This is a genomic window from Micromonospora sp. NPDC023956, assembly GCF_040639195.1.
In the GTDB taxonomy this organism is placed as follows: Bacteria; Actinomycetota; Actinomycetes; order Mycobacteriales; family Micromonosporaceae; genus Micromonospora.
Genome location: NZ_JBEZZN010000018.1, coordinates 72,451 through 87,438 on the forward strand (window position 1 = coordinate 72,451; position 14,988 = coordinate 87,438).

General features: G+C 71.6%; 10 protein-coding genes. 1 reads left to right on the forward strand and 9 read right to left on the reverse strand.

Annotation, left to right across the window (positions count from 1 at the left end):
* Window positions 1-30: 30 nt before the first annotated feature.
* The 7 genes from AB0F58_RS26410 to AB0F58_RS26440 form a co-directional block, all read right to left on the reverse strand.
* Window positions 31-2,124, reverse strand: a complete 2,094-nt coding sequence (locus AB0F58_RS26410) for an alpha-glucuronidase (protein ID WP_357148264.1) — start codon at window positions 2,122-2,124, stop codon at window positions 31-33.
* A 76-nt stretch (window positions 2,125-2,200) separates the two neighbouring features.
* Window positions 2,201-2,890: a DUF624 domain-containing protein gene (locus tag AB0F58_RS26415; RefSeq protein ID WP_357148267.1), complete on the reverse strand. Its 690-nt coding sequence runs from the start codon at window positions 2,888-2,890 to the stop codon at window positions 2,201-2,203.
* Entirely contained in the window at window positions 2,887-4,440 is a 1,554-nt protein-coding gene (locus tag AB0F58_RS26420; RefSeq protein ID WP_357148270.1) for a xylan 1,4-beta-xylosidase, read from the reverse strand. Before AB0F58_RS26420 ends, AB0F58_RS26415 begins: the two co-directional genes overlap by 4 nt.
* Before the next feature lie 76 nt (window positions 4,441-4,516).
* Complete coding sequence (locus tag AB0F58_RS26425; protein WP_357148273.1) at window positions 4,517-6,154, reverse strand: extracellular solute-binding protein; 1,638 nt, start codon at window positions 6,152-6,154, stop codon at window positions 4,517-4,519.
* Window positions 6,155-6,212: 58 nt separating this feature from the next.
* The gene (locus AB0F58_RS26430; RefSeq protein ID WP_357148276.1) at window positions 6,213-7,178 is read right to left on the reverse strand and encodes a carbohydrate ABC transporter permease; all 966 of its coding nucleotides are present in this window, start codon (window positions 7,176-7,178) and stop codon (window positions 6,213-6,215) included.
* Window positions 7,175-8,164, reverse strand: coding sequence for an ABC transporter permease subunit (locus AB0F58_RS26435; protein WP_357148279.1), 990 nt, complete (start codon window positions 8,162-8,164; stop codon window positions 7,175-7,177). Before AB0F58_RS26435 ends, AB0F58_RS26430 begins: the two co-directional genes overlap by 4 nt.
* Window positions 8,165-8,174: 10 nt before the next feature.
* Window positions 8,175-10,607, reverse strand: coding sequence for a glycoside hydrolase family 3 N-terminal domain-containing protein (locus tag AB0F58_RS26440; protein ID WP_357148282.1), 2,433 nt, complete (start codon window positions 10,605-10,607; stop codon window positions 8,175-8,177).
* Between the two features lie 314 nt (window positions 10,608-10,921).
* On the opposite strand from AB0F58_RS26440, the gene AB0F58_RS26445 reads away from it, so the two are divergent.
* A complete protein-coding gene (locus AB0F58_RS26445; protein ID WP_357148285.1) occupies window positions 10,922-11,971 on the forward strand; it encodes an acetylxylan esterase in 1,050 nt (349 codons plus the stop codon).
* Between the two features lie 60 nt (window positions 11,972-12,031).
* Here the strand turns inward: AB0F58_RS26445 and AB0F58_RS26450 are convergent, their stop codons facing one another.
* Together AB0F58_RS26450 and AB0F58_RS26455 are read right to left on the reverse strand one after the other, a co-directional pair.
* Entirely contained in the window at window positions 12,032-13,336 is a 1,305-nt protein-coding gene (locus tag AB0F58_RS26450; protein ID WP_357148355.1) for an endo-1,4-beta-xylanase, read from the reverse strand.
* Window positions 13,337-13,499: 163 nt separating this feature from the next.
* The gene (locus AB0F58_RS26455; protein ID WP_357148288.1) at window positions 13,500-14,561 is read right to left on the reverse strand and encodes a cellulose binding domain-containing protein; all 1,062 of its coding nucleotides are present in this window, start codon (window positions 14,559-14,561) and stop codon (window positions 13,500-13,502) included.
* Window positions 14,562-14,988: the final 427 nt, after the last annotated feature.

The following is a 14,988-nucleotide window of genomic DNA, read 5'->3' on the forward strand; positions in this document are numbered from 1 at the left end:
CGCGACCGGCTGCGAGCTGTTGCGCCGCTCTCAGTAGATGCGGCGTCGCCGTTCGTCCGGGATGCCGGACTTGCGGAAGAAGTAGGTGTTGATCTGGTCCCGCCATTCGGTGGCGCTGCGCACCTGCTCGTCGAGGCGTTCGGTGACCCGCCCGTGTACGGCGCCGTCGATCAGGCCGTCGAGGAGCCGCCATCGGTCCCGCATCGCCCGAACCTGCTCGACCCCGGCGAAGTGGGTGTCGTAGATGTGCTGGATGACGGTGGATCCGCTGCGCAGGACGTGCCGGTAGGGGACGTGGTGGAAGAAGAGCAGCAGCTCGTCGGGGCACCGGTGGGCCGACTCGTACACCGCCGACCAGGGCGGCGGGTACTGGCCGGTGAAGCCGGTGCCGGTCGCCCGGGTCCGGTCCACGCCCACGCCGTCCCGGTCGGCGAAGTGGTAGGTGCCCCACCGGCTGTACTCGTACCCGTCGACGTCGGGGCCGTAGTGGTCGCCGGGGCGGACCATGAATCCGACGCCGAGCGGCGCGGTGTAACGCTCGTAGCCGCGCCAGGAGTCGTCCATCATCGCGTGCAGCGTCTCGTGGACCAGCTCCGGGTCGCCGGTCGTCGTCGGCGGGAAGGTCAGGCTGATCCACTCGTCCAGGATGGCCAGCGGGTCCAGTTCGGGATCCCAGGCGAGCCGGCCGAAGGCGTACAGGTTGGCCTGGGCCAGGGGGTGTCCGGTCCAGAACGGGTCGTCGCCGACGTTGGCGACGGCGACCAGGCCGCCCCCGGGCGCACCCGGCTCGCCGGCGGCGACGTCGGCGACCGTCCGCCGCCCCGGGCCCCAGGGCGCGAACCGTAGGACCTCGCTCCAGGCCGGTCCGAGGTAGCAGACGTGCCGCTGCTGGCCGGTGTACTCCTGGGTGACCTGGAACTCGACGGCCAGCCGGGTCGCCGGCATCGCCGCGAGGACCGGGGAGACCGGTTCGCGTGCCTGGAAGTCGATCGGGCCGGACTTCACCTGGAGGACGACGTTGTCCCGGAACCGTCCGTCGAGCGGGGCGAAGTGGTCGTGGGCGGCGCGGGCCCGGTCGGTCGAGCGGTCGCGCCAGTCCTGGTGGTGGTTGTAGACGAACGCGCGCCAGTGCACCAGACCGCCGTGCGGGGCGAGGGCGTCGGCGAGCAGGTTCGCCCCGTCGGCGTGGCTGCGCCCGTAGCTGAACGGCCCCGGCTGTCCCTCGGAATCCGCCTTCACCAGGTACCCGCCGAAGTCCGGGATGCGCGCGTACACCTGCCGGGTGACCGCCGCCCACCAGCCCCGCACCCGCTCGTCGAGCGGGTCGGCGGTGGGCAGCCCACCGAGGACGACGGGGGCGGCGAAGGTGACCGCGAGGTGCACCCGGATGCCGTACGGCCGCAGCACGTCGGCGATCTCGGCCACGTCGCCGAGCCGGTCGGTGAGCAGCCGGGCCTCGGTCCCGTGGACGTTCACGTTGTTGACGGAGATCGCGTTGACGCCACTGGCGGCGAGCAGCCGCGCGTAGTCCCGGAGCCGGGCCAGGTCACGCCGCGCCGCGCCGGCCCGCCAGAAGATCGAGCCACCGGCGTAGCCCCGCTCGACCTGCCCCATCACCGGGTGCACGTCGACGTTGTCCCAGTGGTCGAGCATCCGCAGGGGCATCGCCGGCCGGTGCCACCGCGTCGGGAGGGCGGCGTCGAAGGCCGACTCACCGAGGCGGACCAGGTGGAAGAGGCCGTAGAGCAGGCCGGCCGGTGCGTCGGCCAGGACGACCGGTACACCACCCGACATGGTCAGCAGGAACCCTTCGTCGCCGGGCGCACCGTCGACCCGCGCCGCCCGCGCTGCCGGCGCCGGCAGGTGACCGGTTCCGCGCAGCGCGAGCACCAGGTCGACGGCGGCGTCCGCCGGCCCGGCCCCGGCTCCGCCGGCCACCGGGTCACCGGCCGGGTCGCCGCTGCGCCGGGCCCGCCCCCCATACGCGGCGCAGGCCCGTGCCACCTCGTCGAAGACGGTGTCGACGAGGCCGCCGGCGCCGTGCACCAGGACGCGGCGCGAACCGAGCGGGCGGAACGCCTCCGGGGGCAGCCAGGCGGCGTGCGCGGTGACGGGCGGGCTCATGCCGGCGCTCCGCCCCGCTCGGTGCCGACCGGCGGCACGCACGCGTCGCGCCTGTTCCTTCGCCCGCCACACCTGCTCATGCCGTGAAGTCCCTCCGGATCGTGTCGATCATCGGAGCCCCGATCCGCAGCAGCGCCAGGACCAGGACCGAGCCGAGCAGCGCGAGCACCGCGTCGGAGAAGACCGCGGTGATCCCGGCGGCGGCGACCAGCAGGACGGCGGTGCCGATCGGGACGCCGGGGGTGCGGACGAGGAAGTGCAGGGCCAGCCGGAGCACGTCACGGGTCCGGAAGCGGAACAGGGTGACGATCATCAGCGCGTTGGCTCCGCCGAGGGTGACCCCCACCGCGACCAGCACCAGCAGCACCGTCCACCAGGGCGGGAGGCCGACGGCGGCGCGGTTGGCGAGGCTCACCGCGAGGACGGTCAGCCAGAGCAGCACCGGCACCCAGAGCCGGAGTACACCCCCCAGGTTCGTCCGGTACCCCCGCCAGAAGACGGTGGCCGGCTGGAGGTCGGTCAGGTCGAGGCGCTGGTGACACAGGGTGTACAGGGCGGCGGAGAGCGCCGGGCCGACCGGGACCAGACAGACCGCCACCAGCGGCAGGTTGCTGGCGTCCCGGCCGAGCAGGGCCAGCGGGACCAGGCCGGGCAGGGTGGTGGCCACCAGCAGCAGCTCGACGACGAGCAGGGTGTGCACGAGCGCGGCGGCCCGGGACAGCGGCCCGGCGCCGAACTGCCGCACGCCGGGCGCCACCCCGCTCACGGCCGGCCCTCCGGCTCGGCCGCCGGATCCACCCCGGCCGGCGCACCGAGCAGTCGGTCCTCGTCCCACCATGGCGGGGTCTCGTCCCGTACCGGCGTCAGCTCGACGAGGGTCACCTCGTGCCGGGACAGGACGAGGTCGAGCGCGACCCGCCCGGCCGTGACCGGCAGGGCGCGGTGGGTACGGGCCGGCTCGGCGGCTTCCCGCAGCGCGTCGAGCTGCCGGGGGCGGGGCGAGCGGGGGCGGCCCAGCTCGGCCCAGGCCGCCCGGGCGTTGCCGGCCTCCTCGCCGACCGAGGAGCGGAGCAGGAACGCCGAGGTGGTGCCGGGCGGGCCGAGCGGGATCGACAGCGCCAGGGGGTGCCGGTCGGGTACCGGCTCCCGACCGGTGACGTCCACCGGCGCCCAGGCCAGCACCGCGACCCGCCCGTCGGTGTCCCGGGTGACCAGGTGGTCCGGCCCGCGCGCCAGGATCTCGGCGCCGAGGCGGGCCATGAAGGCGTACAGGTGGTAGGTGGGTTTCTTGATCTGACGATGGGTGAGCAGGCCGAATCCGCCGTGGAACAGCGCGGTCGGTACCCCCTCCTCCTCGAACATGTCGCTGAACGTCCAGTACGCGAAGGAGTCGACCAGGTCACCGCCGCCGGCCAGCACCGGGGCGAGGTAGGCGGCGTGGAACGCGGTGTCGTGGACCGGGTTGTCCGGCCGGTAGGAGGAGTTAAATTCGGTGATGTGCACCGGCAGCCCGTCCAGCGCGGTGTCCCGCAGGTGCCGGCGTGGCGCGGCGAACTGGGCCAGCAGCTCCGCCGCCGGGGCCAGGGTCTGATGGGTGCCGAACGGTACGTGCTGGGCCGGGCCGGAGGTGTAGGCGTGCCGGCTGACGAAGTCCACCGGCACCGCCCGGTCGGTGACGAACTCGGCGAACGGCACCAGCCACTCGTCCGCGCCGGGGGAGATGGCCGGGCCGCCGACCTGGAGGGCGGCGTCGACCTCCTTGACCGCGTGCGCGGAGACCTCGTAGAGCCGGTGGTAGGCGTCCCGGTCGGCGCCGGCCCAGAAGTTCGTCAGGTTGGGTTCGTTCCACACCTCGATCGGCCAGCCGCGCACCTCGTCGAGCCCGTACCGGTCGACCAGGTGGGCCACCGTGGCGCGGACCAGCTCCGCCCACTCCGACCAGGATTCGGGCGGGGTGACGTTGCCCCGCCACCAGAAGACCGTCTGGTCGCCGGAGGCGAGGGTCGAGGGCATGAAACCCAGCTCCACGAAGGGCCGGATGCCGAGTTCGAGGCAGGCGTCGATCACCTGGTCGACGTAGCCGAAGGCGTGCCGTACCCGGCGGATGCCCCGGTACTCGTACGGGCGGTGCACGCCGACGCCGTCGCTGAGCAGCCCGTGCCCCCTGATGTGCCGGAAGCCGATGTCCCGCTGGACGAGGGCCAGCGAGTCCTGGTAGTCACGTCGCAGGGCCAGTTCGAACCGGCCGGAGCCGACACAGGTGCGCCAGGCGTCGGTCAGCCGGGCGGTCGGCTGGTCGGGAACGGTGATCCGCATCGTCGTCCTCTGGTCGTCGCCGTCGGGCCCCGCCGGTCCGGCCGGGCCCCGTGGTGGGTCCGGCCGGACCGGTTGGTCAGCCGTTCTCCGTCCGGTAGCGCTGGTGGGCCTTGTTGATCAGCGCGACGTGTTGTTCGGAGTTCTTGGCCTTCAGCTCGGCGACGTAGGCGTCCCACTCGGTGAACGGGCGCTGACCGAGGACGAATTGCAGCGAGTTCTGGGTGACGGCGTCCTTGAGCGGGGTCTCCCAGAGCGACGCCTGTTCGCGCTCCTCGTCGGTGAGCGGCGCCGGCGGTGCGACCGTGATCGGCGGTCGCGCGCTCATCACCTTCTGGAGTGCCAACTCCTCCGGGGAGAAGAACGACTGCACCAGTTCGAGATTGCCCCCGTAGGCGAAGACTCCGTTGTAGAAGCCGAAGTCCTTCTGGAGGTGTTTGGTCGCCGTGGGGTTCAGACCGACCACGTTGACGTCCGGGGCGAGGGTCCGCCTGCCGTCGGCGTCCCTGCTCCAGGTCGTTCCCTCGACCCCCCACCGGGCGAACTCCTGACCGGCGTCGGAATACCAGAGCCAGTCGACGAACTGCATCATGGCCACGAAGTTCTTGCTGTCCCGGGCCTTCGTGGAGATCATGATGCCGCCGCTGGACGTCCGGCTGGCGGGGTTGATCTCCCCGGCCGGGCCGACCGGCAGCGGGATCTTGGCGAGCCGGGCCTTCGGGAGCACCTTCGCCAGGTCCGGCCGGTTCTCGTTGACCAGGGTCTGCGCGTTGCCGCTGATCACGAAGGACTTGCCGTTGGCGAGCTTCTGCCGGGCGCTGTCGTCGCTCTGGGTGAAGCTCTCCGGGTCGAGCAGCCCTTCGGCCACCAGCTTGTTGAGGTACTGCAGCATCTGCTTGTACTGCTCACTGGCGCCGGTGTAGACGAACTTCTGCTCGTTCGGCAACCAGGTGGCGTGCTGGTAGTTCCAGCCCGCCTGGGTGCCGAAGGACGCGCCGAGGACGTTCATCAGGGCGCCGCCCGGGGTGGGCTTGCCCCACCGGTCGGAGAACGGGTACGAGGCGGGGTACCTCGCCTTCATCGCCTTCAGCATGGTGTACACCTCGTCCCAGGTCTTCGGGACCTCGAGGTCGAGCTCGTCGAGGATGTCGGTCCGGACCAGCAGCGAGTAGTCCTGGGTCGGCTTCTCCTCGAGCCCGGGGAGCAGGTAGAACTTGCCGTCCGCCTGGCGCAGCGCGTCGATCTCCGGGGCGAAGTTCCACCTCGTCATCTTGTCCTTGAAGTGGGGCATCAGGTCGAGGTAGTCGCTCACCGGCAGGATCGCCCCGGAGGAGACGAACGCGTTCTCCGCCGGGTGGTAGGTCTTCGGGATGATCAACGGGGCGTCCCCGGCGCCGACGAGCAGGCTGCGCTTCTGCTCGTAGTCGCTGAGCGGCACGGCGACCGGCTCGAACGTCACGTTGGTCCGCTTGGTCAGCTCCGACCAGAACAGCCAGTCCTTCTGGAGCGGATAGAACGTGTGGTTGTTGTAGAGGACGGAGAAGGAGAGCGGTTCGGTCGCCCTGAACTGGTCCCCGACGCCGTACTCGGCCATGGCGCCGGCCCGTTTTCCGGAGAGGTCCGTGGAGTCGGACTTCTCCTCCGAGCAGCCGACGAGGCCGAGGGTGAGCAGACCGACGGTGGCTATCGCCACCCGGCGCCACGTGTTCTGCGGCATGGCCGTCCTTTCGCTGTGGTGGTGGGGGAGGTGCGACGGTGCGGACTGCCGCGTCGGGCTAGCCCTTGACCGCGCCGAGCATCACGCCGGACACGAAGTACCGCTGGATGAAGGGATAGACCGCCAGGATGGGGAGGGTGGTGAGCACGATGGTCACGGATTGCAGGGTGGCCGCGGCCTGCATCGCGTCGGCATCGGCGACGCCGCCGGCCGACTGCGCGCCGGTCGCCCCGGCGATCAGGTTGCGCAGGTAGACGGTGACCGGGAGCAGCTCCTGCTGGTCCAGGTAGAGGAAGGCGGTGAACCACGAGTTCCAGAAGGACACCGCGTAGAAGAGCACCATCGTGGCGATGACGGCCTTCGACAGCGGCAGCACGATCCGCCACAGCGTCCCGTACGTGTTCAGCCCGTCGACCGCCGCCGCCTCCTCCAACTCGGTCGGCAGGCTCTCGAAGAACGCCTTCATCACCAGCAGGTTGAACACGTTGATGGCGTTCGGGATCACCACCGCCCAGATGCTGTTCTTCATGCCCAGGCTGGTGATCAGCACGTAGTTGGGGATCAGCCCGCCGGAGAAGAACATCGTGAACACCGCGATGCCGACCAGCGCGCCCCGCCCCTTGAGCTGCGGTTTCGACAGCACGTACGCGTAGCAGGTGGTCAGCACGATCGAGATGCTGGTGGCCACCACCGTGTAGACCACGGTGTTGCGGTAGTTGGTCCAGAACATCGCGTCGGACATCACCAGCCGGTACGCGGTCAGGTCGAACCCCCGGGGCACGAGGTTGACCTGCCCGGCGATGATGTACGCCTCCTCGCTGAGCGAGCGGGCCACGATGGTGACGAACGGGTAGAGCGTCACGATCACCACGCCGGTCAGCACGATCGCGTTGACCACCTGGAAGATCCGGTAGCCCCGGGTGGGGCGGATCCCGCGCCGGCCACCGGTCCTCGGCCTGCTTCCGTCGCGCCCCGGCCCGGCCGCGTCGACCTGCGGCCCGGCCGCGTTGCTGCCGATGCTCACCACAGGCTCGTCCCCACCGTGCGCCGGGAGATCGTGTTGGCCGACAGGACCAGGACCAGGCCGATCACCGCCTCGAAGAGGCCGATGGCGGCGGCGTAGCTGAAGTTGCTGGACTCGAAGCCCATCCGGTACAGGTACGTGGAGACCACGTCGGCGGTCGGGTACGTCAACGGGTTGTAGAGCAGCAGGATCTTCTCGAAGCCGACCGCCATGAAGGTGCCGATGTTGAGGATCAGCAGCGTCACCATGGTCGGCCGGATGCCGGGCAGCGTCACGTGCCAGGTCTGTCGCCACCGGCCGGCCCCGTCGATCCGGGCCGCCTCGTAGAGGTTGTCGTCGATGGTGGTGAGGGCGGCGAGGTAGAGGATCGTGCCCCAGCCGACCGTCTGCCAGACCTCCGACGAGACGTAGATGCTCCGGAACCACTCCGGCTGTTGCAGGAACGACACCGGATCGCCGCCCACGCCACGGACGATCTGGTTCACCGTGCCGTCCACGGAGAACAACTGCATCACCATGGCCGCCACGATCACGATGGACAGGAAGTGCGGCAGGTAGGAGACGGACTGGACGAAGCGCCTGACCCGGCCGGTGCGGACCTCGTTGAGCAGCAGCGCCAGCACGATCGGCAGGGGGAAGCAGAACAGCAGCGTCAACGTCCCCAGCACCAGGGTGTTGGTGAACACCTCCCAGAAGGTCGGGTCGTTGAGGAACATGGTGAAGTACCGCAGGCCCACCCAGTACTCGCCGAACACGTTGCCGCCGGGGCGGAACCGGCGGAAGGCGATGACGTTGCCGGCCATCGGCAGGTATCGGAAGACCAGGAAGAACAGCAGCGGCAGGACGGCCAGCGAGTAGAGCTGCCAGTCCCGGCGCAGGGCCCGACGCCAGCTCCGGCCCCGGCGGCGCGCGGGCGGGTCGGAGCGGCTCCCCGCCGAGGTGCGGTGCCGGGTCTCCGGCGACGGTGACAGGATCTCGGACGTCATCCGTGCGCTCCTAGCCGGCGTCCCGGACCGCCGGCGCGGGCTCGACCCGTACCGAGGTCAGCAGCTCCCGCCCGGGACCGACCTGACGGGTGGTGCCGGTCAGGCGCAGGGCCAGCGTCGCGGTCGTCTCGGCGCTGGAGCGGCCGAACCGTAGTTCGACGTCGCCGGACTCGACGATGCGCTGTCCGCCGAGCCCGGTGAACGACGCCACGTCGGCCGGTACGCCGAAGGTCACCTGCGCGGTCGCGCCCGGTTCCAGCGGTACCCGGGTGTAGCCGATCAGCCGGACCACCGGTCTGGTGGTCTGCGCGACCGGGTCGTGCAGGTAGAGCTGGACCACCTCGGTGCCGGCCCGGGATCCGGTGTTGCGGATGGTGATCCGCGCGGTGACCTCGCCGTCGACCGCCCACCTCGTCGGTGCGGCAACGGGTCCGACGACACCGGGGGAAGGCTCGCCGGCGCGTTCGGGAAGCGCACCGGTCGCCCCGACGAGGCCGGCGTCGGACCACTCGAACGTGGTGTAGCTCAGCCCGTGGCCGAACGGGTACGCCGGGGTGGGATCGACCGACGACACCTCCGAGGGGCGACCCAGCGGCGGCGACAGGTAGGTGGCCGGCAGGCCGCCGGCGTCACGGGGCACGCTGACCGGTAGCCGACCGGACGGGTTCACCGCTCCGGTGAGCACCTCGGCGAGCGCCTGTCCGCCCCGCTGACCGAGGAAGAAGGCCTGTACCACGGCGGCTGCGCTGTCGAACTCGGCGCCGAGCGCGTACGGCCGCCCGGTCATCAGCACCAGGACGACCGGGGTGCCGGTGCCGAGCACGGCCCGGACCAGCTCGCCCTGCACGCCGGGCAGCCGCAGGTCGCTGGCGTCGCAGCCCTCGCCGGAGGTGCCCCGGCCGAACATCCCCGACCGGTCCCCGACGGCGAGCACGCAGACGTCGGCCGCGGTGGCCGCCGCGACGGCCGCCGCGATGCCCGACGTGTCGTCGCCGCTGACCGTGCAGCCCGGTTCGTGGGTGAGTCGCGGGACGAGTCGGGCGAGTTCGTCGCGGAGTGAGGGGATCTCCAGACCGAGCCCGTGCTCCGGGTACTGGACCCCGACGTGGTTGGGGAAGGAGTAGCAGCCGAGCATCGCCAGCGGGTCGTCCGCGACCGGTCCGACCAGCGCGACCCGGCCACTGCCGGCGATCGGTAGCACTCCGGTGTTGCGCAGCAGGACGACCGACTCCCGGGCCAGCCGTACGGCGACGTCCCGGCCGGCCTCGTCGTCCAGGCGGAGCTGGTCGACGTCGTCCGGCAGCTCCGCCCAGTCCTCGTCGAGCAGGCCGAGTTCGGCCTTCTGGGTCAGCACCCGGCGCAGCGCGCGGTCGACCAGCGCCTCGTCCACCGCGCCGGATCGGACCGCCGCCAGCAGCGGGGCGCCGAAGGTGTCGACGGTGGGCAGCTCGACGTCGATCCCGGCCCGCAGGGCCAGCCCGGCGGCCTCGCCGGCGTGGCCGGCGACCCGGTGCAGCGTCTGGAGGAAGCGCACCGCGAAGTAGTCCGCGACCACGGTGCCGGTGAACCCCCACCCGTCGCGGAGCAGCCCGGTCAGCAGCCCCTCGTCGGCGGCGACCGGCAGACCGTCGATCTCGGCGTACGAGTGCATCACCGAGCGGGCCCCGCCCAGCCGCAGGGCCATCTCGAACGGGGGCAGGATGGTGTCGGCCAACTCCCGGGGCCCCATCGACACCGGGGCCAGGTTGCGCCCACCCCGGGAGGCGGAGTACCCGGCGAAGTGCTTCACCGTGGCGACGATGCCGGCCCGCTCCAGCCCCCGCACGTACGCCGCGCCGGTCGTACCGACCAGGTACGGATCCTCCCCGATGGTCTCCTCGGTCCGCCCCCACCGGTAGTCCCGGGTGACGTCGAGGACCGGGGCCAGGCCCTGATGTACGCCGGCGGCGCGCATCGACCGCCCGATCCGGCCGGCCATCTCCTCGACCAGCTCCGGGTCGAAGGACGCACCCCAGCTCAGCGGGGTCGGGTAGACGGTGGCCCGCCAGGCGGCGAACCCGGTCAGGCACTCCTCGTGCACCTGCGCCGGGATGCCGAACCGGCTCGCCGCCACGATCTGCGCCTGGGAGGCGGCCAGCGACCGCGCGCCGAGGACCGGGTCGACCGGAGCGGTGCCGAACGGCCGGGTGAGCTGGCCCAGGCCGTGCTGGACGAGGGTGTCCCAGGGGACCGCCCCGTCGATCATGTCGGACTGGTGCGGGGCGACCCCCTCCCCGGAGTCCTGCGCACCGACCCAGACGCCGACGAGCTGGGCGAGTTTCTCCTCGAGCGACATCAGCGGGATGAGCGCGTCGGCCCGCTCGGTCGGTGACAGCCGTGGATCTCGCCACGGGGCGACGCCGTGCGGCGCCGGGCCGTCGTCGACGGGCAGCTGACTTCTCATACCAGACCCCTTAGCCCCGGGCACATCCCGGATCCGCCCGGACCGAGTGCGTTGCGACGTTGAGCCGCTCCGAAAGTTTTGATAAATTGTCGGCACCTTCTCGGAAACTTAAATGTATCGATTGACCGGCGTCAAGGGCCCAAAGGGGTGCTCGTCCGGCGTGCCGCGTTCTCCGAAAAGTTTCGGAATTTCCGGCGGGGTCGTCGTCTCCGGCGCCCGCCCTGCCACCTGTCCGGTCCGCCCCGACCGCCATCGTCACCACCGCCGGCCGGGTCGGCAGGTCGTGGCGCGGGCGCCGACCCCTGCGAGGAGCCATGTCCCCGTTCGACCTCCCGCTCGACCAGCTGCGGCGGTACGCGCCCACCGTCGCCGAGCCCGACGACTTCGACGACTTCTGGCGGCGTACCCTCGCCGGGGCCGCCGACCGGCCGGTGCTCGTCGACGTGCGGCCGGAGCGGACCGGCCTACGCCTGGTCGACTCCTGGGACGTCACGTTCGCGGGCTTCGGCGGTGACCCGGTGCGCGCCTGGTACACCCGCCCGGCCGGGACGGACGCGGCACTGCCCGCGGTGGTGGAGTACGCCGGCTACGGACGGGGGCGGAGTCTGCCGCACGAGCGGCTGCTCTGGCCGGTGGCCGGGTACGCGCACCTGCTGATGGACAACCGGGGCCAGGGCGGTCAGTACGCCGGCGGCGACACTCCCGACCGGCACGGCGCACCCGGCGGTCCGTCGCCCGCCACCCGGGGGATCCTCGCTCCGGAGGACTACCACTACCGCCGTCTGATCACCGACGCGGTCCGGGCGGTCGACGCGGTCCGGGCCCTGCCGGGGGTGGACCCGGCCCGGGTCGTCGTCGCCGGGAACAGCCAGGGTGGCGGCCTCGCCCTGGCGGTGGCCGGCCTGGTCGGGGGCCTCGCGGCGCTGCTGACCACCGCGCCGTTCCTCTGTGACGTCCAGCGGGCCATCGAACTCACGGACGTCGCGCCGTACGGCGAGATCGTCCGGTACCTGGCCGTGCACCGGGAGGCGGAGCAGGCGGTCCGCCGCACCCTCTCCTACGTGGACGGTGTCACCTTCGCCCGCCGGGCGACCGCACCGGCGCACTTCGGCATCGGCCTGCGCGACGACGTCTGCCCGCCGAGCACCGGCTTCGCCGCCTACAACCAGTACGGCGCCGGGGCCGGCCGGCCGAGCCCACCCGCACGCGAACTGCACACCTACCCGTTCAACGGTCACGAGGGCGGCGAGGCCGTGCACACCCGGCGGCAGCTGTGCTGGCTCGACTCGGTGATCGGTTCCCCCGACGGCCCCTCCGGCGGCGCTCGCCGCAGCGGGCCGCCGATGCCGCCGCCGGCCGAGTGAACGGGCGGTGCGGGCGGAGGGCGACGACCACCCTCCACCCGCACCGCGTCCGGTCCCGGTTCAGCCGGCCGTGCAGGTCGGGTTGAGGCCGGTGACGGTGCCGGTGCCCTGGAAGCCGAAGCCGGTCGACTGGCCGGCGGCGACGGTGCCGTTGTAGCTGACGTTCGTCCACTGTGTGGTACCGGTCGTGCCGGTGGTGGTGGCGCTCCAGGAATTGGTGACCGTCGCGCCGGAGGGCAGGGGGATCGTCACCCGCCAGGAGGTGATGGCCGACGCGCCGGCGGTCACGGTCACCGTCGCCACGAAGCCGTCGGTCCAGGTGTCGAGCGACACCGTGGCGGTGCAGCCCCCGGGTCCGCTGGTCGGCGGCGGCGTGGTGGCCGGGGGCGTGCTGGGTGGGGTGGTCGGCGGCGTGGTGGGGACGGTCGTGCCGCCGCCGTTGAGGGCGTCGAGGGTGCTGGTGTACGCCGGCTTCTTGTTGCCGGAGCCGTCGAAGAGCAGCGGGTTCTGCCCGGTACGCCAGGAGTCGCTGTCCCGGATGCCCCACACCGTGATGCCGGTGCAGCGCGACACGGCGAGGCAGGCCCGGGTGACGCTGGCGTAGACGTTGGCCTGGTTGGAGCCGGAGATGTCCAGTTCGGTGATCTGCACGTCGACGCCGAGGTCGGCGAAGCGCTGGATGTTGGCCTGGTAGTCGCTGGGCACCGAGTTGCTCAGGTGGGACTGGAGGCCGACACAGTCGATGGGCACGCCGCGGGCCTTGAAGTCGCGCACCATGTTGTAGATGCCGGTCGACTTGGCGTTGATCCCGTCGGTGTTGTAGTCGTTGTAGCAGAGCTTGGCGTTCGGGTCGGCGGCGCGGGCGGTGCGGAAGGCGACCTCGATCCAGTCGTTTCCGGTCCGCTGGAGGTTCGAGTCACGGCGTCCGCCGCTGCTGCCGTCGGCGAAGGCCTCGTTGACCACGTCCCAGGAGTGGATCTTGCCGCGGTAGTAGGTGGCGACCTGGGTGACGTGGTTCATGGCGGCGGCGCGCAGGGCGCTGCCGGAGAGGCTCTGCGCCCAGCCGGGCTGTTGGGCGTGCCAGAGCAGGGCATGGCCGCGTACCGCCATGCCGCGCTGGCGGGCGTGGTTGACGATCCGGTCGCCGTTGGTAAAGGTGAAGGTGCCCCGGGAGGGCTCGGTGGCGTCCCACTTCATCTCGTTCTCCGCCGTGACGCTGGTGAACTCCCGGTTCAGGATCGTCACGTACGTGTTGTCGCTGAGTTTGTGGGCCGCGACCGCCGTGCCGAAGTACCGGCCCTTCTCGGCCGCCGATGCCCCGAGCGTGGTGCCGGCGCTGGCCGGAGCGGTCACCAGCATCGCCATTCCGGCGGCGAGAGCCGCGGTACCGGTCAGCGCGAGTGCGACGCGTGACGTCGCCTTCCACTTCGCGTTTCTCATGGTGTCGCTTCCGTTCGTTGGTGGTGGGTGCCGGGACGGGGTGGTGCGGGTGACGGAGCCGGGCCGGTGCCGTGACCGTCTCGCGGGGTCAGCCGATCGAGCAGACGGCGCCGTTCAACGTGAACGACGGCGGCCGGCCGGCGTCGCCGGTGTGGGTGGCCTGCCAGCCGATCTCGACCGAGGCGTTCGGGGCGATGGTGCCGTTGTAGGAGACGTTGCGCGCGGTCACCGCACCGCTCGTCGGGGCGTAGGAGGCGTTCCAGCCGCTGGTGATGGCCTGCCCACCCGGCAACGTGAAGGCCAGGGTCCAGCCGTCGACCGTGGCGGAACCGGTGTTGGCGACCGTGACCGTCGCGGTGAGACCGGTGTTCCAGGCGTTGGCCGCGTACGTGACCCGGCATCCCGCGGAGGGCGGCGGGGTGCTCGGCGGCGGGCTGGTCGTCGGCGGCGTGCCGCCGCCGATGCTCCCGGGTACGGCGCGCAGGGCGGTGTGCCAGACGGCGGCCATCTTGCGGTAGCCGGTCGCGTTCGGGTGTACGCCGTCGGCCAGGTCGCCGAGGGTCAGCGCGCTGAACATGTCCACCAGGTGCACCCGACGTCCGGCGGCCGCCTTGCTCTGCACGATCCCGGGGATCGTCGCGTTGTACGCCCGGACCTGAGCGTCCCGGTCGGCTCGGGGGATGATCGTCGCGACGAACACGTCCGCGTTCGGCGCGGTCGTGGTGATGCGGTCGATCAGGGCGGAGAGGCGGGACGGCGCGCCGCTGGTGTCGCCGTACATGTCGTTGGTGCCGATGTGCAGCAGCACGGTTCGGGGGGTGGTCGCCCGGAGCCAGTTCACGACGTTGGCGTCGATCTGCGCGATGGTCCAACCGGAGTGGCCCTCGTGGTCGTGGTCGGCGAGGCTGGCCGGCCCGTTGAACTGTGAGCCGACGAAGTCGATCCGGTGGCCGTCGGCGACGAGCTTCTGCCACAGGTCGATCCGGTACCCGCCGGGCACGTTGAATCCGTCGGTGATCGAGTCGCCGAGCGGCATCACCCGTACCCCGCCGTTGGATTCGGCGCTGGCGGATCCGGTCGAGATCGATACGGCGGCCAGCAGTGCCGCGGTGGCACCGGCTGCCCAGACCGACAGGCGGGATCTTCTCATCGTGGACGTCCTCTCCGGGGCGCGCTGACGGGCCCGTCATTGTTAGCGTTAACATTCTGGGTCGGATCACCTGGAGACGGTTGACGCAGTCGGAGATGCCGGCACGGGGGTGCCGGGGCCGGGTCGGCGGACGCGAGGTGCCGAACCCGTTGGTCCCGTGTCACCTGCACCGGGTGCGCGGGGGGTCGATGCGAGGACTGCCCGTCGTCCTTGCTCCGATCGGCTCTGCAAGCGTTTCGAGTATCGAACGAAACGATTGCGTTGGCAAGCCGCGCGACCGGGTTCGCATCGAGGTTCGTCGCACGCTCGGTGGGGTTTTCCCTGCTCACGCAGGTGGCGGCGGCTACCGGAAGTCGCCCCGAGACCCGATGGTGTCGCGGGCGGCGCTGGTCGGGGCAGGCGACGGGCGTGGTTCCCGATGGCGAGG